At 45.8% G+C, this 19,989-nt stretch carries 23 protein-coding genes; 12 read left to right on the top strand and 11 right to left on the bottom strand.

What is annotated here, in order from left to right; all coding sequences use genetic code 11:
• Positions 1-40 precede the first annotated feature (40 nt).
• Both ACYVGO_RS18960 and ACYVGO_RS18955 read left to right on the top strand, forming a co-directional pair.
• Positions 41-1,459: a sensor histidine kinase gene (locus ACYVGO_RS18960; RefSeq protein WP_460970585.1), complete on the top strand. Its 1,419-nt coding sequence runs from the start codon at positions 41-43 to the stop codon at positions 1,457-1,459.
• A 707-nt stretch (positions 1,460-2,166) separates the two neighbouring features.
• Positions 2,167-2,448, top strand: coding sequence for a hypothetical protein (locus tag ACYVGO_RS18955; RefSeq protein ID WP_460970584.1), 282 nt, complete (start codon positions 2,167-2,169; stop codon positions 2,446-2,448).
• 211 nt (positions 2,449-2,659) lie between these two features.
• Here the strand turns inward: ACYVGO_RS18955 and ACYVGO_RS18950 are convergent, their stop codons facing one another.
• From ACYVGO_RS18950 to ACYVGO_RS18925, 6 genes are all read right to left on the bottom strand, one after another.
• Entirely contained in the window at positions 2,660-2,893 is a 234-nt protein-coding gene (locus ACYVGO_RS18950) for a hypothetical protein (protein ID WP_460970583.1), read from the bottom strand.
• Between the two features lie 231 nt (positions 2,894-3,124).
• The gene (locus tag ACYVGO_RS18945; protein ID WP_460970582.1) at positions 3,125-3,334 is read right to left on the bottom strand and encodes a hypothetical protein; all 210 of its coding nucleotides are present in this window, start codon (positions 3,332-3,334) and stop codon (positions 3,125-3,127) included.
• Between the two features lie 109 nt (positions 3,335-3,443).
• Complete coding sequence (locus tag ACYVGO_RS18940) at positions 3,444-3,776, bottom strand: hypothetical protein (RefSeq protein WP_460970581.1); 333 nt, start codon at positions 3,774-3,776, stop codon at positions 3,444-3,446.
• Positions 3,777-3,872: 96 nt separating this feature from the next.
• Positions 3,873-5,468: a peptide chain release factor 3 gene (locus ACYVGO_RS18935; RefSeq protein ID WP_460970580.1), complete on the bottom strand. Its 1,596-nt coding sequence runs from the start codon at positions 5,466-5,468 to the stop codon at positions 3,873-3,875.
• 110 nt (positions 5,469-5,578) lie between these two features.
• Positions 5,579-5,956: a DUF423 domain-containing protein gene (locus ACYVGO_RS18930; protein ID WP_460970579.1), complete on the bottom strand. Its 378-nt coding sequence runs from the start codon at positions 5,954-5,956 to the stop codon at positions 5,579-5,581.
• A gap of 97 nt (positions 5,957-6,053) precedes the next feature.
• Complete coding sequence (locus tag ACYVGO_RS18925) at positions 6,054-6,713, bottom strand: YggS family pyridoxal phosphate-dependent enzyme (RefSeq protein WP_460970578.1); 660 nt, start codon at positions 6,711-6,713, stop codon at positions 6,054-6,056.
• Between the two features lie 189 nt (positions 6,714-6,902).
• On the opposite strand from ACYVGO_RS18925, the gene ACYVGO_RS18920 reads away from it, so the two are divergent.
• The 9 genes from ACYVGO_RS18920 (at position 6,903) to ACYVGO_RS18880 (ending at position 13,862) form a co-directional block, all read left to right on the top strand.
• Positions 6,903-7,844: a hypothetical protein gene (locus tag ACYVGO_RS18920; RefSeq protein ID WP_142772934.1), complete on the top strand. Its 942-nt coding sequence runs from the start codon at positions 6,903-6,905 to the stop codon at positions 7,842-7,844.
• 148 nt (positions 7,845-7,992) lie between these two features.
• On the top strand, positions 7,993-8,367 hold the full coding sequence (gene rpsF, locus ACYVGO_RS18915; RefSeq protein ID WP_142772933.1) for a 30S ribosomal protein S6: 375 nt from the start codon (positions 7,993-7,995) through the stop codon (positions 8,365-8,367).
• Positions 8,368-8,369: 2 nt separating this feature from the next.
• Positions 8,370-8,621, top strand: coding sequence for a 30S ribosomal protein S18 (rpsR, locus tag ACYVGO_RS18910; protein WP_018620831.1), 252 nt, complete (start codon positions 8,370-8,372; stop codon positions 8,619-8,621).
• A gap of 92 nt (positions 8,622-8,713) precedes the next feature.
• Positions 8,714-9,157 (top strand): 50S ribosomal protein L9, encoded by a 444-nt coding sequence (rplI, locus tag ACYVGO_RS18905; RefSeq protein WP_142772932.1) that lies wholly within the window; start codon positions 8,714-8,716, stop codon positions 9,155-9,157.
• Positions 9,158-9,365: 208 nt separating this feature from the next.
• Entirely contained in the window at positions 9,366-10,364 is a 999-nt protein-coding gene (locus tag ACYVGO_RS18900; RefSeq protein WP_460970577.1) for a GSCFA domain-containing protein, read from the top strand.
• A 112-nt stretch (positions 10,365-10,476) separates the two neighbouring features.
• Positions 10,477-11,580, top strand: a complete 1,104-nt coding sequence (locus ACYVGO_RS18895; protein WP_142772930.1) for an Mrp/NBP35 family ATP-binding protein — start codon at positions 10,477-10,479, stop codon at positions 11,578-11,580.
• Positions 11,581-11,621: 41 nt separating this feature from the next.
• Positions 11,622-11,888 carry a NifU family protein gene (locus ACYVGO_RS18890; RefSeq protein ID WP_142772929.1) on the top strand — a complete coding sequence of 89 codons (267 nt, stop codon included), beginning with the start codon at positions 11,622-11,624 and terminating at the stop codon, positions 11,886-11,888.
• 11 nt (positions 11,889-11,899) lie between these two features.
• Positions 11,900-12,028, top strand: coding sequence for a DUF433 domain-containing protein (locus ACYVGO_RS18885; RefSeq protein WP_460970576.1), 129 nt, complete (start codon positions 11,900-11,902; stop codon positions 12,026-12,028).
• A gap of 178 nt (positions 12,029-12,206) precedes the next feature.
• Positions 12,207-13,862 (top strand): D-alanine--D-alanine ligase family protein, encoded by a 1,656-nt coding sequence (locus tag ACYVGO_RS18880; protein ID WP_460970575.1) that lies wholly within the window; start codon positions 12,207-12,209, stop codon positions 13,860-13,862.
• Positions 13,863-13,962: 100 nt separating this feature from the next.
• Here ACYVGO_RS18880 and ACYVGO_RS18875 read toward each other — a convergent pair whose 3' ends face one another.
• Positions 13,963-15,045, bottom strand: a complete 1,083-nt coding sequence (locus tag ACYVGO_RS18875) for a Gfo/Idh/MocA family oxidoreductase (RefSeq protein ID WP_460970574.1) — start codon at positions 15,043-15,045, stop codon at positions 13,963-13,965.
• A 314-nt stretch (positions 15,046-15,359) separates the two neighbouring features.
• Positions 15,360-15,884 (bottom strand): GreA/GreB family elongation factor, encoded by a 525-nt coding sequence (locus ACYVGO_RS18870; RefSeq protein WP_460970573.1) that lies wholly within the window; start codon positions 15,882-15,884, stop codon positions 15,360-15,362.
• Between the two features lie 399 nt (positions 15,885-16,283).
• Between ACYVGO_RS18870 and ACYVGO_RS18865 the strand changes: the two genes are divergently transcribed.
• Positions 16,284-16,658 (top strand): hypothetical protein, encoded by a 375-nt coding sequence (locus ACYVGO_RS18865; protein ID WP_246859566.1) that lies wholly within the window; start codon positions 16,284-16,286, stop codon positions 16,656-16,658.
• Positions 16,659-16,731: 73 nt separating this feature from the next.
• Here ACYVGO_RS18865 and ACYVGO_RS18860 read toward each other — a convergent pair whose 3' ends face one another.
• The 3 genes from ACYVGO_RS18860 to ACYVGO_RS18850 all read right to left on the bottom strand — a co-directional run bounded on the left by ACYVGO_RS18860 (position 16,732) and on the right by ACYVGO_RS18850 (position 19,809).
• Positions 16,732-17,028: an antibiotic biosynthesis monooxygenase family protein gene (locus ACYVGO_RS18860; RefSeq protein WP_460970572.1), complete on the bottom strand. Its 297-nt coding sequence runs from the start codon at positions 17,026-17,028 to the stop codon at positions 16,732-16,734.
• A gap of 124 nt (positions 17,029-17,152) precedes the next feature.
• Entirely contained in the window at positions 17,153-19,309 is a 2,157-nt protein-coding gene (locus ACYVGO_RS18855) for a xanthine dehydrogenase family protein molybdopterin-binding subunit (protein ID WP_460970571.1), read from the bottom strand.
• A gap of 2 nt (positions 19,310-19,311) precedes the next feature.
• Entirely contained in the window at positions 19,312-19,809 is a 498-nt protein-coding gene (locus ACYVGO_RS18850; protein WP_460970570.1) for a (2Fe-2S)-binding protein, read from the bottom strand.
• Between the last annotated feature and the right edge of the window lie 180 nt (positions 19,810-19,989).

Here is a 19,989-nt window from a genome sequence, read left to right as displayed (position 1 = left end):
TTTCCTCCATTCTCCCTCTCCTCCCTTTACTCCTTTTTCTATGAATATCCGTACTCGCTTAACACTGCTGTTTGTGTTGCTGGTCGCTTCGATCATGCTGCTCTTTACGGTTTCCGTTTATTACCTGTATGACCAGTTCAGGCAGCAGGAGTTTGAACAGCGACTCGAAGAAAAAGCATTTACAACAGTACGGCTTCGAGAAGATGTAGGCGAAGTCCCCCAGGCCGACCTGCCCATTCTAGTTAATGAACAGGTTACGGTTTATAATGCCAAGGGTATCGTTTTATACAATCAGGGTAATCAACGGCCGCATTTCCCGGTTACACCAAACTTTCTCAGTAAAATCACCCTTCATCAGCCCCAATACAGTCGCCTGGGCGATTTGGAAGCCGTTGGCGTTCGACACCTCAACTCGCGGGGAGAATCGCTGATAATTGTGGCGTCTGGTAATGACCGGTATGGGTTAAGTAAGCTCGATAGGCTCCGAGAGATTCTGTTTTCTGGCTGGCTATTGAGCCTCGTCATCGTTGGCATTGCAGGGTATTTGTTTGCCACAGATGCGCTTAGGCCCGTAGCCGAATTGATTGGTCAGGTAAATGCCATATCCGCCAAGAACATCCACGAGCGGTTACGTGTGGGACGGCAACGGGACGAACTGGCCGATTTAGCGCGCACATTTAATGATCTTCTAAGTCGGCTGGAAGAAGCATTTGTATTGCAAAAGAGCTTCGTTTCCCACGCTTCCCATGAGTTACGTACTCCGTTGACCGTTATGATGGGCCAGATTGAAGTTACCCGCTTGCTGGCTCGCTCAACGGATGAGTATGAATCTGCCTTCGACGCTCTTCTGGACGAAGTAAAAAGTATGATCCGGCTCGTCAATGGTCTTCTTGAGCTGGCTCGAGCCAGTTCCGACGCTGTCATGCTCAACCATCAACCCCTACGAATTGATGAGTTATTATGGCAGGCCCAGAGCCAGATTACGCACACCAAGCCAGAGTATCAGATTGACATTGATTTTGATAATTTGCCCAATCAGGAAGAAGAGCTGGTGATCAATGGTGAGGAATCACTCCTTCAGACGGCGTTTCAGAATCTGATGGAGAATGGTTGTAAATATTCACCAGACGAGAGTGTATCAGTCAGAATTTCGTTTGAGAGTGGGTATGTGCAACTCACCTTTACAGATCAGGGCTATGGGATTCCGGAATCTGATTTACCACATATTTTCGAACCCTTCTACCGTTCCGAAACAACCATGACGGTTAAGGGCCACGGTATTGGCCTGGCCCTCACCAAGCGTATCATCGAACTGCACAAAGGCAATATTAAAGTTGAATCCGTTGTAGGAAAAGGGACTAAGTTCTGGATAACCTTACCTATCCCCTACCGTTCGGAGAAGGTAGCCGAAACCGCGTACCCTCTTGACGAACAGGTTAAAATTGAACCAGCTAATTGATAGTTCTTCCAGGCTTCTGTAAACGGGATCAAGTCCCTGATTCCGTTTGAGCCAATTTCAAACTGATCCATTTTGTTGGTAGGTAACTGCTTACTGCCCTTTGATTTCAATAAGACCGATAGGCCATTTGGTACATCGACTTCTGGTAAGGGCCAAGAAAAATCCGGGCGTAAATTCGCATGATAGCCAGACCATCAATAATGAAACTTAGCGAGGTAAAGAAAGCCAGAACTGCCTGGTTCTCATGGATGTGGGTAAATATCAAATCCTAGCTACTCAGTGCTGGGCATAAGGGGATTTAAATAGGAAAAAGCGAGACTGAGTTGTTGGTTTGTTGTGTGAAGAACTTACCTAAACTCTATGCCTCGCTTTGGACAAAAGTAAGCAACTTGACCCACTTCTGCGTCTAGTGTTGGTCAAAAAGCTAGTTATTGTGGCTTGTGGCATACTCTTAAAGGAGACTGTCAATCTCAATAAAATTAAGAATCATGTTGGCTGTTTGGCGGGTAACGTCCAAACCCTATGGCTCCGATGGCCCGGCTGATTCTCATTACCGCCGATTAACTCGTTGCTTTGCCGAATCAGTGGATAAAAGGCATCTGTGGAAGTGGCTGATGATTTGGCTTATCAATTATATACGCCGATGGGATGGCCGCTCAATGAGCTTATAGCTAACGCTGGACGGGAGCACTTGGGCCTTTGGACAGATGCAAATTCAACTACTGGTGTTGAGCCTGTTCTGTCGGGGCGTGAGTTTGCCACTTTGTTGGGTTGATCTGGGCAAAAAACCGGGCCGCTGGAGCGGGTCATTCCAGCCAACAGGAACGCAAATGCCTATTGCAAATGGCAGCCAAACTCTACCCTTTGCACGGCATGTGTTTGTTGGCAGACCGGGAGTATATTGGGCAGGACTGGTTCGCTTTTTTGGAAACAATAGAGTTCAGGTTTATTATTCGCCTACCCAAAGACGATTACAAAGCCGCTATTAGTCAGGCAGGTAAGAGTGATGGCAGTCTGCTCAAACGGGCCTTGCGAGGGCGGGTGGTGAGTCATTCGTTTCTGTTGGGTGAGCGGGTCTATATGTTCCTGGCGGTTTGCCGTCAAGATGGACCACAAGCCCCAGACCCGCTCGTGTTACTGCTGACCAACGCGAGCTGGAGATGTCTAGTACTAAGCCTTTTTTCTACATTAAGTAATTATCTATCTGTTTGGCAGCTTTTTTGCGTCTTTTTTCATCATTTTAGCATCATGTTTCAAGTCTTTGGCAGCATCCGCTTTCATGTGATCGCCTTCCATTTTAGCTTCCTTCTTTGCCACTTTAGCATCGTGTTTCATTTCTTTCATTTCCATTTTAACTTCCTTCTTTGGCTTATCCTGAGCAAATGAAGCACTAGAGAATAAGTAAGCAGCAGCGACAACCATTAGATTTTTCATAATAATTGATAGTTAAGTGAAACTCTGTGTAGTTACTACTGTGAACTAACTTCCTTCTAAAAAGTTAGGATACAGTTAAAAAATAGCCAACCTGGCATCTAACTACTTATAATAAAATGGAATTTAGCCCCATCATTGACGGTCTTATCTCGTAATTCACTCTCGTTTCTACGTACGGAAAAAGCCTCCTGAGTGCAAGAGGCTTTTTATATACAAGGAACAGTCTAGATGCTAACTTGATTGCTTTTTCATCATTTTGGCATTCTTTTTCATGCTTTTAGCCGAGTCAGCCATCATGTCGTTACCTGACTTTTTAGCGTCATGCTTCATCGCTTTGGCATCATGCTTCATTTTCTTCTGATCCTTTTTCATGTCATCCTGTGCGAAAGCAACACTTGACATCAGCAGCACCGCAACGGCAGCAATCATTAGTTTTTTCATTAGTCTATCTGGTTTTAGTGGTTTAACTGTGCTTTTAGAACCACTCCATTTCCAGAATGTTATTAAAGTTTTATTAAAACACACCTTCCAGTTGCTCCTTAATTGGTGGCTAATTATTGGTTTTGGGAATTCTTTTTTTACCCTTTACTGAAGTAGCCCCCGTCCGGACACTACTGGACGCATCTAGTTTAGTTGGTCCATTTGTCGGGTTTTGCGACGCCTGAGCCTGGTCATTTGTCAGGCCAGTTCCGGCTCCGGTAGAAGCACCATTAGTTCCATCATGTGTATTAGCCGCCGATGGATTTGAGCGTGCAGCATCAGTTGGTGAAACAGTACCAGAAGCTGACTTTGCCCGCGAAGAGCGTTTGGGCTGCTTTTCTTGTGCTACGGCAGTTCCGCCAAGTAACAAAGCCAAAGCAAGGGTTGCGAGTGAGTGTGTCATGCGTATCGTTCGTTTTTTAACGTGAGTAATACACCTACTAACCCACTCACTCGCAATGAGTTTTTTTGAAATGAAGAATTTATGTAAGCGGACGCTCTAGACAGCCACTTTAAATTCAGAGGTGAGGTGAAACTGAATGTCAGGATTGTTCTGCTGGTTCATACGGAGCATCCAGTCCGATTCGGCCAGAAATACAGGGTTCTGGTCTTTGTCGTAGGCAATCTGGTTTCCTTTCAACCGAATGAACTCAGCGAGTTTCACTGGATTTTCGGCCGTTATCCAACAAGCCTTAGTATAGTTCAGCGGCACCCAACGGCATTTGGCACCATATTCATTTTCAAGCCGGTACTGAATTACCTCAAACTGAAGCTCGCCCACCGTACCAACGATTTTCCGATTACCCAGCTCGAGTGTAAATAATTGCGCCACCCCCTCATCGGTCAACTGTTGAATACCCTTGTCAAGCTGTTTCGATTTCATTGGATCGAGGTTGACAAGCTCCTTGAAGATTTCGGGTGAGAAGCTCGGAATACCCTGGAACTGCAAGTCCTCTCCTTCCGTTAGCGTATCCCCAATTTTGAACGTACCGGTATCATATAAGCCAACCACATCACCCGGAAAACCTTCTTCAACAACGCTCTTACTATCGGCCATAAAGCTGAATGGGCTAGCAAAACGTACGTTCTTATCCAGACGGGTATGGTGATAAAACTTATTCCGTTCGAACACCCCTGAGCAAATCCGCAGGAAGGCAATCCGGTCGCGGTGGCGGGGATCAAGGTTCGCGTGAATTTTAAAAACAAAGCCGCTAAAACTTTTCTCATCAGGAAATACTTCCCGCTTATCAGTTGGGCGGGCAATGGGTTCTGGCGAGATGTCGCAGAATCCTTCAAGCAACTCCTTTACACCAAAATTATTCACCGCCGAGCCGAAAAATACGGGAGCTAATTTCCCATCTAAATAGGCTTGCCGATCAAACGAATCGTATACGCCATCAATCAGTTCAACATCTTCGCGAAGTTGAGCGGCATCACGAGCGCCTACTTTTTGATCGAGCAGATCATCGGCCAGGTCAATGGCCAGTACATCTTCTTCGACTTTGGTTTTATTAACCTTAAAGAAATATAACTTTTTCTCGATGAGGCTATATACTCCCTTAAAGTCTGAACCCATGTTAACAGGCCAGGTCATTGGTCGTACCCGGATGTTCAATTTCTCTTCCAGCTCATCGAGCAAGTCGAATGGATTACGCCCTTCGCGGTCAAGTTTGTTGATGAAAATAATAACCGGCGAATCGCGCATGCGGCACACTTCCATCAGTCGCTCAGTCTGTTCCTCTACCCCCTTCACACAGTCGATAACCAGAATTACGCTATCAACGGCTGTAAGCGTCCGGTAGGTATCTTCCGCAAAATCCTTGTGACCGGGTGTATCGAGGATATTAATCTTCAGATTGTCGTACTCGAATGTCATAACCGAGGTAGCTACGGAAATTCCCCGTTGCTTCTCGATTTCCATAAAATCGGACGTTGCCGATTTCTTAATCTTATTCGATTTAACAGCCCCGGCCGTTTGAATAGCTCCACCAAACAGGAGGAGTTTTTCAGTCAGCGTTGTTTTCCCGGCATCCGGGTGACTTATGATGGCGAACGTTCGCCGACGAGCGGTTTCAGCCTGTATACTGGTTTGCATTATTCTTAGAATCAGACAACAAAGTTACACAAAAGGGAGGAAGGAGTAAAGGGACGAGGGGGAGAAAGGCGAATACCTTTTCTCTCCCTCGTCCCTTTACTCCTTCCTCCTTATAAAAATGCCCACAACAGCAGTGCCCAGCCTGCAATCATACCCAGGCCACCCAATGGCGTAATCGCGCCAAGCCAGGTAACACCGGTGAAACATAAAATATATAGTGAGCCAGAGAAAACAATCACGCCACCTAACATCGAATAACCCGACCAGTTAAGCAATTTAACAGTTGTGGCATTACTCCCAACGGTGTGCATTAATAAGCCCACCAGCAACAGAGCCAGCGCATGATAAAACTGGTACTTAACGGCTGTTTCAAATGTGGCAGTCCGCCCTGATGATTCGAGCATGGCCCGTAATGCATGTGCCCCAAACGCGCCTATGGCAACGCCCAATAATCCCAGAACTGCCCCTGCCTGAATAAAGAATTTCATATCTAATTTTTGTCATGCTGACGAAGGAAGCATCTTCGGTAGCTGGTATATATATGGCCTCAGCCGAAGATGCTTCCTTCGTCAGCATGACAAAAAATTAAGATCGGCTTCCAAAAATAGCGCTCCCTACCCGAACCATCGTGCTGCCTTCTTCAAGGGCAATGTGATAATCACCACTCATTCCCATAGACAGTTCCTGAAACTGAATCTGAGGATGCCGAAGTTGAGCTAGTTTATCAAAGAGTTGTTTCAACCCCCGAAACTCCTGCCGAACCTGCGCTTCATCATCCGTATTGGTAGCCAGCCCCATTAAACCAATAAGACGTATATTATGCATATCGTTCAATTCCGGTGCATTGAGCACTAGTTCAGCCTCTGCTGGCGAAAGCCCGAACTTGGTTTCTTCATCGGCAATATAAATCTGCAATAGGCAATCAATGACTCGATTGTGCTTGGCAGCCTGTTTGTTGATCTCCTGCAACAACTTCAAACTATCCACCGAATGGATCAGGGCTACAAAAGGGGCAATGTATTTGACCTTGTTACTCTGCAAATGCCCAATTAAATGCCACTGCACATCATCGGGCAGTTGTGGCTGTTTATCAGCCATTTCCTGCACTTTATTCTCGCCAAATCGCCGACACCCTGCGTTATAAGCCTCACGTAGAAGCTCGACGGGTTTTGTTTTGGTTACGGCAATTAATTTTGCCTTTCCATTTAATGAACGCTCAATCTGGCGAATCGTTTCAGCAATCATCCTTTCCAATATAGTGGTCTTAAGCAACCGTTTAGTATTATTGTGCAAAGATAGGTTTGAGAACTAAGCGGAAACCCGTAGTTTTTGGCCAAAAATCATGGGAAACATCACGAACGCACAATATTCTATTTGCTACGTTGTTTTGCTAACGACTCAATGATTAACCCATTATCGTAATTTATGACACCAATGGAACCTCGACCTCAATCCAATAACAACAGTCGCAGCTACTTATTGGCTGCCTTATTAATACTGGCAGCGCTTAATGTACTCCTTCTATATTTCTATTATCAGGAACGGCAGGACAATAAAACAAAAGACGCAACAATTGCAGCCAAAACGGAAGAGGTACTGATTGCCAAAACAAAGCTCGACTCTATTTCGGCACAGCTTGATGCCAAAATCGCCGAAATTCAACAGTTAGGAGGAAATATCGACTCACTGATGAAAGTGAAAGCTCAGTTGGAAGTTGACAAGCGAGAATTGAAGAATGTCGGCTCGTTCGATAGTAAGAAATATGACCAGAAGATTCGGAATTATCAGGTACTGTTGGCCCAGAAAGATCAGGAAATTGCCCGCCTAAAAGAAGAAAATGGGGTTCTGGCGCAACAAAATGAATCTCTCAATCAGGAAAACAGTGGTCTAAAGGCCGAGCGGCAAACACTCAGCGATTCAGTAGTGGCGGTTTCCACCAAAAATAAGGAACTCGAGGAGAAAGTCACCATAGCCGCTGCGCTTCGAGCTGAAGCCGTGACGGTCAACTCGGTCAACGCCAAAGGCAAAGAAAGCGATGGTGGCGTTTACAAAGCAAAAAAACTGGATAAGATCCATGTGTCTGTCTTGCTCGCCCCTAATGGCCTGGCTAAGCAGGATGAAAAAGTACTCTACATGCGGATTCTGGACCCCAATGGAGCGGTTGTGTCTGATATGGCTACCGGATCAGGCGAGTTTACCTATAATGGCCAGGGCATGATTTACACCGCCATGCAGCGCTTTAACTTCGATAATACCCGCCAGCGGGTCGATTACTTTTATGGACGGGGTGGCCAACGATTCAATGAAGGCAAGTATGCCATTGAAATCTACTGCGAAGGTTTCCGGATTGGAGAAGGCGAGTTTACGATAAAGTAAGAAAAGAAGGATAAAAGGAGGAAAGGGAGGAAGGACGAGAGGGTAAAGACAAGGGGTTGAAAGTTTTTTACCTTTTCTCCTTCGTCCCTTTTCTCCTTTCTCCTTTTTTCGTACCTTTGCGCCCTAATTTCAAACCAATTCAAAAAAAATGTTTCTCAATAACTACGAAACGGTGTTCATTTTAACTCCCGTTTTATCTGATATTCAGATGAAGGACACCGTTGACAAGTTCCGTAAAGTGCTAACCGATAATGGTGCGGAGCTTGTTCACGAAGACAACATGGGCCTGCGTAAACTGGCTTATCCGATTCAGCACAAGAACACGGGTTACTACCAACTCTTCGAGTTTAAGGCCCCCGGCACGATCATCGAGAAGCTCAACACTGAGTATCTCCGTGACGAGCGGATCATCCGTCACCTGACGGTTTCGCTTGACAAGCACGCTGTTGCCTACAACGACCGTAAGCGCAATGGCTTAGTGGGTAAGAAAAAACAAACCGAAAACGCCGGGGAGGCCAAGTAATCATGAGCTTACAAAACGAATCTGTCTCGAAAACCGAGAACCGCAAGAAATACGACCGCTTCAAGAAAGCCGGTATCAAATACATCGACTATAAGGACGGCAACTTCCTGTTGAAACTGCTGAACGAACAGGGTAAAATTCTGCCCCGTCGGCTAACCGGAACGACCCTTAAAAACCAGCGCAAAGTGGCCCAGGCCGTCAAACGCGCTCGTCATTTAGCCATCCTGCCTTACGTAGGCGATTCACTGAAATAAGTTAATCAGTCATTAAGTCAATAAGTCAATAAGTGGCTGACCCATCAATCACTTACTGGCTTACTAACTTATCGACTTACCGACTCTCACAAATGAATATCATTTTAAAAACAGATATTGCCGGCCTGGGCTATAAGAACGACACCGTTGCGGTGAAGCCCGGTTACGGTCGCAATTACCTGATTCCTCAGGGATTTGCAGTAATGGCTACCGATTCTAACAAGAAGATCGTTGCCGAAAACATTCGTCAGGCAGCTCACAAAGCTGAAAAACTGAAAAACGATGCGCAGGCTATTGCAGATGGTATCGGCGATATGACGCTCACGATTCCAGCAAAAGCAGGTGATAGCGGCAAAATCTTTGGCCGTGTGACCAACACACAGGTTGCTGATGCGCTCCGTGCAAAAGGATTCGACATCGACCGGAAGAAAATTACGGTAGAAGATGTGAAGGTTCTTGGCACCTACGAAGCGTCAATTGACCTGCATAAAGATGTGAAGCATAAAGTGAAATTTGAAGTCGTTTCGGCTGAATAAGCTACCCGATTTCAGACCAAATCGACCAGTTCGTTTAGTAACGAAGCTGGTCGATTTTTTTTGTTAAAGTTTACCTTATCAACACAATATAAAAGCCTCCTTTTTCGAACGTATAGGGAGTACATTTACCCCTACTAATCAATCAGTTAACTGCCTTATTTTTTCTTCAAAAACGGACCTAAAAAGCCCGTTTTTTTGTTAGTAAACTATGCAGTTTCATACAGAATTTTCGCCCGAAGCACTCCCCTACCGCATAGGTTTAAACAGCCAGATTGTGACGATTGGCTCTTGTTTTGCCGAGGTTATGGGGCAGCGATTAATCGACAATAAACTAACGGTGCTGAACAACCCGTTCGGTACCCTATTCAACCCAATTTCTATTGCGAAACTGCTAACGATGGCGCTGCGCGGTAACACACCCGACGAGGATCTTTACTGTGAACGGGACGGGATTTGGTTTCACTACGATTTTCATTCATCGCTCTGGGCCACCACCCAGAACGAACTTCGGGATAAATTAGCTGCTTGCTTAGGCCAAACTGCTGACGCTATACGAAAGGCGGATTACCTGTTCCTTACCCTTGGTTCGGCAATGGTATACCGACATATCCAAACCGGTAAGGTTGTCGCGAACTGCCACAAATTGCCAGGGTCCCTATTTGAGAAATATCTATACCAGATCGATCACATCCGTGATGATCTGACGCGGTTATTGAAAACCCTGCATAAGGTTAATGCGAAGTTAAAAGTGGTGCTCACCGTAAGTCCTGTTCGGCACACACGCGATACGTTACCGCTCAACAGTGCCAGTAAGTCTATCCTCCGTGTAGTAACCCATGAATTGGCCGTCTGGAATGACTGGATTACCTATTTCCCGGCTTTTGAGTTCATGATGGATGACCTACGCGACTATCGCTTTTACGAAGCCGACCTGATTCACCCGAACAAGCAGGCACATGACTATATTTTCGGGAAGTTTGCCGAAAGTGCATTTGATCCTGAGCTTCGCAGTTTCGTAACGAAATGGGCGCAAATCAGTAGATCGCTGGCACATCGCCCACTTTATACTGATAATAGCCTGGCTCATCGGCAATTTTTGGTCAACTTAGTAGCCGAATTAGAAACACTATCACCTTGTATCGACGTTTCGACGGAACTGGCGGAGGTACATCGTCGTTTAGAAAAATGCATGATGTACAATGAATAATGGATAATTGGGGCTACCCATTCCGAACAATGTAGCGTGGTTTGAGTAACAGCCATCCTACAGGAGCCATTTTACATTTTACATTATTCATTATTCATTTTCCATCTCCCGAATGTCTGATTACCGATTATCTAAAGAAGCCGTTCTGCGGGCGCTGAGTACCGTTGAAGAACCCGATTTAAAGCGTGACCTGGTTACGCTTAATATGGTGAAAGATATCACGCTAGGTATTGACTCCGTTCGCTTTACTGTCGTGCTTACAACACCCGCCTGTCCCTTGAAAGAGGTCATTCGCAAACGTTGCGAAGATGCTATTCATACGCAGATTGGCGCCAGTATTCAGGTTACCGTTGATATGACCTCGGACGTGACCTCCACACGAGCCAATGCCCCTACCCTGCCAGGTGTGAAAAATATTATTGCTGTTTCGTCGGGTAAAGGTGGTGTTGGTAAATCTACCGTTACCGCCAATCTGGCCATTGCACTCCATAAATCGGGAGCCAAAGTGGGTATTATCGATGCTGACATTTACGGCCCATCCATGCCTACTATGTTTGGCGCAGAGAACATCCAACCGCGTATCTTCCAGGTAGATGGACAAACCCGAATGGAGCCGGTTCAGCAATTTGGGATTAAAATGCTGTCGATGGGCTTGTTAGTAGCACCCGGTCAGGCGATTATCTGGCGTGGCACAATGGCCGGTCGAGCGTTGCAGCAGTTTTTTTCGGATGCAGATTGGGGCGAATTAGATTACCTACTTATTGACTTACCTCCAGGAACGGGTGATATTCATCTTACTTTGGTGCAGACGGTTCCCGTAACAGGAGCCATCATTGTAACTACACCTCAGAAAGTGGCCCTGGCCGATGCAACAAAGGGTTTATCAATGTTCCGTCAGCCACAGATTAATGTGCCTGTTCTGGGTGTTATCGAAAATATGTCCTACTTTACCCCTGCCGAACTTCCTGACCATAAGTATTATATTTTTGGCAAAGGCGGTGGGCAGCTTCTGGCCGATCAGTTTGATGTGCCAATGCTGGGTCAAATACCCCTCATCCAGAGCATTCGTGAAGCGGGCGACGACGGCAGGCCAGCCATAAGCATAGGCGAACCCATTGCGAGCGAAGCCTTCAAATCAGTAGCTGAAGCACTGGCACAGCAGGTTGCTATTCGCAACGCAACCATTGACCGTACTGAGCGCGTACAGGTTGCATAAACAACGTAGAAAGTATAAATTTACCGTAAATCAATTATTCAATGGAAACGGTAGTTACCAACGACCAACTAATTACAAAAATCGAACGGGCACTCGACAGTATGCGACCCTACTTGGCTGCCGATGGTGGTAATGTTAAGGTACTGGAAGTGACTGAGGATAAAACTGTACGGCTCGAATTGATGGGGTCTTGTGGCTCATGTCCTATGTCGGCCATGACGTTTAAAGGAGGCCTGGAAGAAGCCATCCTGAAAGCGGTGCCCGAGATTAATAAAGTAGAAGCGATCAATATTACGCCTGCGTTTTAAGCGAATCGGGTATGTTACCTGATGTTATATCAATAAGTCCAAAGGTGATGGGGGGAACACCCGTGTTTAAGGGAACACGGGTGCCGGTTCAATCCTTATTTGATCATTTGGAACTTGGCATTTCAGTGGATGACTTTTAGATGATTTTCCAACTGTATCCAAAGAACAGATTGTTGCCACGCTAAAAATAGCCGAGCCCCTTGCCATCAGGAGCAACCATTGTAAAGGTTAAGTAAACCTTGCCTGTACTTCTCAAACATTAGAACGCCGATTCAGGCGTTTTTTTGTTTCTTTGCAGTCTTAATATCCCTCAATTCAGTGAAAATAGGCATTTTCTTCGGTGGTCCGGCGCGGGAGCGCGAGGTGTCGTTTGCGGGTGGCCGCACGGCGTTAGCAAATTTGGATAAAGGCTTGTTTGAGCCGGTGCTGGTATTTGTCGATGGGCGTGGGCGATTTAGGCTCGTTACTCCCGACTTTCTACAGTCGCCTTCACTGCGCGAAGCCTTGCCTCAGGATGAGTCCGGTTTCTCGGTCTATGATGAGTCGCTTGCTGCGGATGTCCTCAATGCAACTTTACCCGAATTACGGCCTGAGCAGTTCCGCGATCATTTCGATCTGGCGTTCCTGGCCATGCACGGCCCTGATTGCGAAGACGGTGCCATTCAGGGGTTGTTAGAATGGCATAAAATGCCCTACACGGGGCCTGGTCTTGTCGGATCGGCGGTGGGTATCAATAAAATTCTGCAAAACGAACTGATTGCGCTGGCGAACGGTCAACAGAAAAAAACGGCTACCATCAGCCGCGATGCTTACGAACAGAGTGACAAAGCCCAGTTTTTCAAATCACTCACAGAGCACCTTGGTTTACCGATCGTTATAAAAGCTCCGCATCAGGGCTCCTCTATTGGCGTTGCCATCGTGCGCGAAGCGGACCTTACGCAATTTTGTCGGTCGGTTGAGCAGTGCTTCTTCACAATGAGCATTCAGCCTGACGGCTGGAGCAAGCTAAGTGAATGGGCTGATTTATCACCATCAGACAAGCACGAACTAGCGCAGAAAATGGTCAGCCTGGATTCAGGAATTAGTTTTCCTGTCGTGATTGAACAAACGGGTGAAGTCATTAAGCATCCAAAAGACTTTGTTACCAAACTGGACGCGTTAACAAAACAAGGTGCTGCCCCTATTACGCTGGCATCGCTGAACGCTGAAGATGAAGTACTATTTGAGGAATTTATTAGTGGCCAGGAATTTTCGTGTGGGGTTATTCAGGACGACGACCAGATTGCAATTGCTTTGCCTCCAACCGAAATTTATAACGTAACGAGTTTTGATTTCGAATCGAAGTATAAACTCAATACAACCAAAAAGCGAATTCCAGTCGGCACAACCCTAGAGAACAATCGTAAAATACAATTAGCCGTTGCAGATGTATTCTCTCGGCTTGGCATCAATGTATATGCTCGTATTGACGGCTTCCTGACACCCGCGGGAGATGTTTTACTCCACGACCCAAATACAATTCCGGGCATGTCACCTTCTTCACTGATTTTCAAGCAAATGGCTGAAATTGGTTTGAATCTGGCTAATTCACTTACGTATCTTATTCGCCAGTCACTACGGGAACGCATTCGCACGGGCAAGGATACCTTTCATCTTAAATACCTGCTAGCAGAATTAGATGGCCAATTAGCCAACCGCAAAGCGAATCCATTACCTGAGCGTGTCATCTCGTTCGGAAATAGTGATGAAGAGTTTGTAGCCGCCAAACAGCAGTATAATGAACTGGCCGCTTCTGGTACGGTTCGTCCCTCATTGATGTATATAAAAAGTAAACTGGAATCTCACGAAATTCCGGTAAATCTGCTTTTTAAAGACACTATTGATGAATTGGAAACCGCACTCAGCCAGCCACGCCATCCATTGTTGGTTGAAACAGACGAGCGTGCCCGACACATCACGGAGAGATATGTGTAAGTTGTGAAATAGTGGAGTGAGTGGAGTATGTGCAGTGAGTAAACGTAGTAAGATGCTCTACCAACTTTCTCTCACTACATATACTCCACTATTTCACTAATCACAAAAGCACCGGTTGACCGGTTCGCACAGACTCATCGCAGGCGAAGGCAATTTGCAGGCTATTAACGGCGTCCTGCATGTGGTCTGTCAGGTCAAGGTTTTCCAGAATAGCTTTCTGGAAATAGCGTTGCTCCCGGTTACACAGTTCCTGATGATCAGGTTCATCCTGCATATCGATCCATGTATCCGATTCAACAAACTGATCGTTTGCATCCAGAGCGGCTTTATGCACCCGTAATGATTCCGTTTTTGTGTGCGAATCCACGTTATCCGATTTTCCGGTCCCTCCTGCGTTTTTCGCGACAATGGATACGCATCCATCCGGTCCAATTACGTCTTTCACAAAGAAGGCCGTTTCGCTCATCATCGGCCCCCAACCGGCTTCGTACCAACCCACCGACCCGTCTTCAAACCGGATCTGTAGCTGACCGTAATTATAATTTCCAGCGGGAATATCGTTGGTGAGCCGCGCACCAATTGCGTTGACTTGTAAAGGTTTGGAGCGAGTCATCTGGCACATGACATCAATGTAATGGACGCCACAATCAACAATCGGACTCAGGCTTTTCATTAGATTCCGGTGAACGGTCCACATTGTACCGTGACTTTGCTGATTGAGATTCATCCGCATCACCAGCGGTTTACCTAAGCTCTGAGCCACTTCAACAAACTTTTCCCAGGAGGGGTGGTGCCGTAAAATATACCCTACCGCTAATTTTTTCCCAGCTTTCTGGGCCGCAGCCATAACTCGCTTTGCACCCTCAACCGTATCGGCAATGGGTTTTTCCATAAACACATGGCACCCCTGTTCAAAAGCCATAACGGCAAATGCTTCGTGCGTGTCGGGGTAGGTTGAAATACAAACAGCATCGGGTTGTGTTGCCTTTAATGCTGTTGCATAATCATCGTACAGGGTGTATCCACCACCCAGACGTTCATTTAAAACGACTTTACTGTTACCAGTAGAGACAATGCCACAAATGTCGAATCCGCCGATAGTTTTATAAGCGATGGCGTGGGAAGCGCCCATATTGCCGCATCCGACAACAAGTACCCGAATGGGTTGAGTAGGTATTGACATAATTGTTTTTAGAATCTTACGACTAATTTTCACAAATCAGGCGGAGCAAAAATACTCCGCCTGAGTCAAAGGTCTATCAATTATCAGCGAATTCAGGTTAGCGGTTGGTTATAGGTGCGGCACAATCATACTGTCGGTAGTCTGTTTCCGCTCAATGGCTAGAGTTTTTCACCAAACCTCTAGCCAACAAAATAACGAAACTGGTTTGTGAGAATCTGTCTTGGTGCCGGTTTAGGACAGTAAATAATCACTGTCAGTAAAGAAGATTCTTACGGATATTTACTAACGATGTTATTTTCTAATCCTGATGTAGTTCAGTCGTCATAGGAAATCGCAATAATTTCCATTGTATTCTCACCTTGAAGTGTCTTGAGTACAATCCGTTCACCTACATGTTTACCTAACAGTAGTCGTGCTACTGGAGCAGTAAACGCAATTCGACCATTCGTTGCATCGGCTTCATCAACACCTACAATGGTCAGCTTTCGTTCTATCTGGGTGTTTTTTACCTGATAAGTACGAAAGGTAACAGTGGCCCCAAACCGAATTACTGAGTCCTGCGCTTGATCATGTTTAGCTACAACTTTGGCCGTAGCAATGCGCTGGTTGATTGCCCCAAGACGACCATTCAGTAACGCTAATTCTCGGGTACGTTCTGTTTCATCCCGTTCACTGGTTTGCACCTGTGCGTGTTCTCGTTCCAGATCATCCCGTTCAGCTAGTAGTAGTGCAATACCACGTGGTGTAACATAATTGGTTGACCCTACTGGTAAGGGTGCGCGCGCGGGAATAACGACTGGATCGTCTGCAGATTCGTTTTTAAGAAAAGCCCTGCTCATATCATTGACCTTTTTATGTCAACTACAACAGTCCAGGTTTACCGTTGTTCAGAATTCGGTCAAAGCGAATTCAACACTAGTAAACACCGTGGATAACTATAGCTCCTAAACCAGACTCATCTTCCCTTCAGAATTGAGTTTTGACCAAAACGCATCATTATCCTTTCTTTAATTAGCCTATGATTCCAGCACCTTATACTGAGTACGCAACTGATTCAAGCCGCACGAATAACTTATGTCCGTAAGTGAACGAAGATTGTCCAGTTACGGACATTGCCAAAATAGGCACACGAACACAATTCACTGAATATCAATACTATAATTAGTTGGCACGTCCTTTGGACTACTTTGTACGAACAGTAAACAACCACTTTTTAAAACACTAAACACAATACAGCCATGATTACACTAATGAGCAAAGTAGCAGCTACCCTTCTAATGAGTGCCTCTACGTTAACCAATCCTACTACGCCTAAGGCCCTGTCTTTTGATGCCAGTGCATTTGTAACATCTACCAATCAAATTCGGGTAGCGGTAAAGAAAAATGCAGAATCCACTGTTGTGCTTACACTTAGCAACAAAAGTCATGAAGTTCTATTCAGGAAGAATATCAGCAAAAAAGAGTTAACCTATGCGGTTAAACTAGATGTCAATGATTTGGCTGATGGGACGTATGAAATTGAATTAAGTTCACGCGAAGGTAGCATTATTAAAGAGGTAACGTTACAGACCGCGCCAATCAAGAAAAGCGAACGTATTGTTGCTATGCAGTAAACCATCTTTTCCAGTCATAACAAAGCCCAGGTTTTTAAATCTGGGCTTTGTTATGACTGGAAAAGTAACTGACTTACGCTACCTGCACATTCACTTCATAATAGTCAATTGTAGGTGGCCCCGCGAAATAATCTCCCATTTTTTTAAGGATACCTTGCAGAAAACCACTCGTTTCAGCGGCCTGTCGATGTGCTTCTGATTCCCAGATTGTTACCATCAATCCTTGATTAGTAGATGGGTTAGTCAGCATACGGCTATTTTTAAAACCCTCAAGTTCTTTTAGCGCTGGTCCTACTGACGTTCTGAAATAGTCAACTGCTTCAGATATACTGTCAGGCTTTAATGGAAATTGAATGACACGTGCATACATATGGGTTAGTGGTTAAACATTAACAATAAGCATATTAAACTTAAAGCTCTGTCATTTAAACGCCGAAATCCAAAGGTAATCCGGGACAATACTATACGCTACTCTGGCACAAAATGGACGAAAATTACGAGACGCCTTTGAATTCTTCCTGCTCAATAAATGGCTGGCTCCGTAACCGTTTGCCTGTAGCTTTGTAAATAGCATTAGCAACAGCTGCACCCGCTGGTGGTAAAGACGGCTCGCCTAAACCGGTAGGTTCTAGTTCATTCTGAACGAAATGCACCTCTATTTCGGGTATTTCATTCAGTCGAATAAGTCGATATTCGTTGAAATTCTTCTGTTGCGGAACCCCATCTTTGAATGTCATGCTGCCGTACATGGCGTGGCCAATACCATCAACAATGCACCCACGAACTTGCTGCTGAGAGCCGCTTTGATTGATAACGACACCGCAATCGGCCGCGGAATAGACTTTCTGTACTACAGGTTTACCTTTCTGCATAACGACTTCACCTACCTGTGCAACATAAGATCGGTGTGAGAAGTAAACACTAAAGCCCTGTGCTAGCAGTTTCCCGTCAGCGCCTTTCTTTTTACCCCATCCCGATTTTTCAGCAGCTAATTCGATAACGCCTTTCATTCGATCAATATCGTATTTAATAGCGCCAACCGGTTTCTGTTTAGCTTTGTCCAGTAGCTCCAGCCGGAATTGTACAGGATCTTTACCAGCCGCCTGCGCCACTTCATCAATAAATGCCTGCTCAGCAAATGCGAGGAAGTTAGTAATGGGCGCGCGCCAAGGACCCGTTGTGATGGGTGACTTGTGGTCAACACTGTCTATTAATAGATTGTCAACTGCTCCTGAGGGGAAGTTATCCTCCCGCGTTGCGTTGCCAGCATTGATACTTGCACCGCGCAGTTTGTAGCCAATCATATTCCCTTGCGCATCCAGGGCGGCTTCGAAGCGATAACGAACAGCCGGACGATAGCTACCACCAGTCATATCATCCTCGCGAGACCAGATCAACTTAACCGGAGCATTGACCAATTTTGATACCTGCACAGCTTCGATCACATAGTCGGCCTTGAGCCGTCGACCAAATCCTCCTCCCATACGAGTAAGCTGAACAGAAACTTTGTCAGGAGAAATACCGAGTAGTTTAGCCGTCTCATTTCGCGCCAATTCAGGGGTTTGCGTAGGTCCAACCAATTCGACACCGTCAGGTCTTACATGCGCAAAGAAGTTCATGGGCTCCAACGGATTATGCGGCAGGAACGGGCATTGATATTCGGCTTTAACAACTTTTGCTGCATTCTTAAAAGCCGTGTCAACATCGCCATCTTTCCGTCGAACAGTTGCATTTGAACCGTCGAGCATCTCTTTGAATACCTTGTTATGGTCGGCCGTACTTTCCAGCGCATCGGCTTTCTCCCAGTCAATTTTCAGCGCATCTTTCGCCTTTTTTACCTGCCAGGTCGATTTCCCAACAACAGCCACGTTATTATCGAATGTTACCACATCGATAATACCTGGCATAGCTTTGGCTGCTGACGCATTCAGAGACTTCAACTTATAGCCAAAAGCAGGGCGTTGTATCATGGCAAACAACATACCATCCCGGTAAAAATCGAGTCCAAACAACGGCTTGCCCGTGATGATTTTCGGGTTATCAACGTTCTTTACTGTCGTGCCAATCAGCTTAAAATCTTTAATCTCTTTAAGCTTAACATCAGCAGGAACAGGCAGTTGAGCAGCTTCTGTAGCCAGTTCGCCGTAACCTAACTGACGATTACTAGTCTTGTGCCAAACAATTCCTTTGGCAGTTGTGCATTCAGAAACGGGTACGCTCCAGCGTTTGGCAGCCGCTTCGAGCAACATCTGACGAGCGGTCGCTCCAGCAACACGAAGACGTTTCCATGAATGCGGGATGGACCCACTTCCTCCGGCAACCTGCCGTTCAAATTTCTTCGTATCGAGGGGAGCTTGCTCCACAACTACCTTTGTCCAGTCTGCGTCTAATTCTTCAGCTACTATAATTGGAAAGGCCGTTTTAATACCTTGTCCAACCTCAGGATTTGGCGACAGAATGGTTATTATTCCTTGTGGACTTATGGATAGATAACTATTAAAGTCTGCACCCGCAGGAGCGATTGCTGCTATAGTATCGGGTGATGTTAATGCTTCAGCATCAGTCCAGTTAAAATTTAATACTAGTCCACCTCCGGTAAGAGCAGCTATTTTCAGAAAATTCCTTCGGTTCGTATTGGCTAACGTCTGCATGGCTATTTCGTTTTTGACGTTTTAGAAGGAGTAGACGGAGTTGTGGTCATTTCAGAAGCTACTTTTACGGCCTCACGAATCCGGTGATACGTTCCGCACCGGCAGAGGTTAGCCGTCATGGTATCGTCGATTTCAGATTGAGAAGGCTTTGGGTTTCGCTTGAGTAATGCAGCAGCCGTCATAATCTGACCAGCCTGGCAATAACCGCATTGAGGCACGTCTATTTTGTCCCAGGCAAGTTGAACAGGGTGGGTTCCATTCGCGGATAAACCCTCAATTGTTGTTACCTTAGATTTTCCAACTGCCGATACAGGCAAAACGCAGGAACGAGTGGCTTCACCATTCAGATGCACGGTGCAGGCACCACACTGTGCAATGCCACAGCCATATTTGGTACCAACTAATCCGAGATTATCACGCAGAACCCACAAAAGGGGGGTGTCTGATTCTACATCGGCCTGATAAGCCCGACCGTTAATTTGCAGTTTGAAGATAGCCATTGGTTTATTAAGTTGACTAAGAGTAGCTAAGATAAAGAAAAGGGGTAATTGTTCATGTCTACTCATTTAAAAGTGAGCAAACGCAAAAAGGCCTGTCCATTTGGACAGGCCTTTTACTTATTTCATTCAGGTGGCACCTTCCTACTCTCCCGCTTGTGACAGCAGTACCATCGGCAGTAC

It is taken from the genome of Spirosoma migulaei, assembly GCF_054776855.1.
Note: the sequence above shows the minus strand (reverse complement) of the source record. Positions and strands in the feature narration are given on the sequence as shown.

Coding starts and splice junctions, on each gene's coding strand:
- ACYVGO_RS18855 (WP_460970571.1), bottom strand. CDS start 19,309: ATGCAGACGTTAGCCAATACGAACCGAAGGAATTTTCTGAAAATAGCT.
- ACYVGO_RS18920 (WP_142772934.1), top strand. CDS start 6,903: ATGGAACCTCGACCTCAATCCAATAACAACAGTCGCAGCTACTTATTG.
- ACYVGO_RS18850 (WP_460970570.1), bottom strand. CDS start 19,809: ATGGCTATCTTCAAACTGCAAATTAACGGTCGGGCTTATCAGGCCGAT.
- ACYVGO_RS18925 (WP_460970578.1), bottom strand. CDS start 6,713: ATGATTGCTGAAACGATTCGCCAGATTGAGCGTTCATTAAATGGAAAG.
- ACYVGO_RS18900 (WP_460970577.1), top strand. CDS start 9,366: ATGCAGTTTCATACAGAATTTTCGCCCGAAGCACTCCCCTACCGCATA.
- ACYVGO_RS18870 (WP_460970573.1), bottom strand. CDS start 15,884: ATGAGCAGGGCTTTTCTTAAAAACGAATCTGCAGACGATCCAGTCGTT.
- ACYVGO_RS18955 (WP_460970584.1), top strand. CDS start 2,167: ATGCAAATTCAACTACTGGTGTTGAGCCTGTTCTGTCGGGGCGTGAGT.
- ACYVGO_RS18860 (WP_460970572.1), bottom strand. CDS start 17,028: ATGTATGCACGTGTCATTCAATTTCCATTAAAGCCTGACAGTATATCT.
- ACYVGO_RS18935 (WP_460970580.1), bottom strand. CDS start 5,468: ATGCAAACCAGTATACAGGCTGAAACCGCTCGTCGGCGAACGTTCGCC.
- rpsR (WP_018620831.1), top strand. CDS start 8,370: ATGAGCTTACAAAACGAATCTGTCTCGAAAACCGAGAACCGCAAGAAA.
- ACYVGO_RS18940 (WP_460970581.1), bottom strand. CDS start 3,776: ATGACACACTCACTCGCAACCCTTGCTTTGGCTTTGTTACTTGGCGGA.
- ACYVGO_RS18875 (WP_460970574.1), bottom strand. CDS start 15,045: ATGTCAATACCTACTCAACCCATTCGGGTACTTGTTGTCGGATGCGGC.
- ACYVGO_RS18865 (WP_246859566.1), top strand. CDS start 16,284: ATGATTACACTAATGAGCAAAGTAGCAGCTACCCTTCTAATGAGTGCC.
- rplI (WP_142772932.1), top strand. CDS start 8,714: ATGAATATCATTTTAAAAACAGATATTGCCGGCCTGGGCTATAAGAAC.
- rpsF (WP_142772933.1), top strand. CDS start 7,993: ATGTTTCTCAATAACTACGAAACGGTGTTCATTTTAACTCCCGTTTTA.
- ACYVGO_RS18960 (WP_460970585.1), top strand. CDS start 41: ATGAATATCCGTACTCGCTTAACACTGCTGTTTGTGTTGCTGGTCGCT.
- ACYVGO_RS18895 (WP_142772930.1), top strand. CDS start 10,477: ATGTCTGATTACCGATTATCTAAAGAAGCCGTTCTGCGGGCGCTGAGT.
- ACYVGO_RS18930 (WP_460970579.1), bottom strand. CDS start 5,956: ATGAAATTCTTTATTCAGGCAGGGGCAGTTCTGGGATTATTGGGCGTT.
- ACYVGO_RS18945 (WP_460970582.1), bottom strand. CDS start 3,334: ATGAAAAAACTAATGATTGCTGCCGTTGCGGTGCTGCTGATGTCAAGT.
- ACYVGO_RS18885 (WP_460970576.1), top strand. CDS start 11,900: ATGTTACCTGATGTTATATCAATAAGTCCAAAGGTGATGGGGGGAACA.
- ACYVGO_RS18890 (WP_142772929.1), top strand. CDS start 11,622: ATGGAAACGGTAGTTACCAACGACCAACTAATTACAAAAATCGAACGG.
- ACYVGO_RS18950 (WP_460970583.1), bottom strand. CDS start 2,893: ATGAAAAATCTAATGGTTGTCGCTGCTGCTTACTTATTCTCTAGTGCT.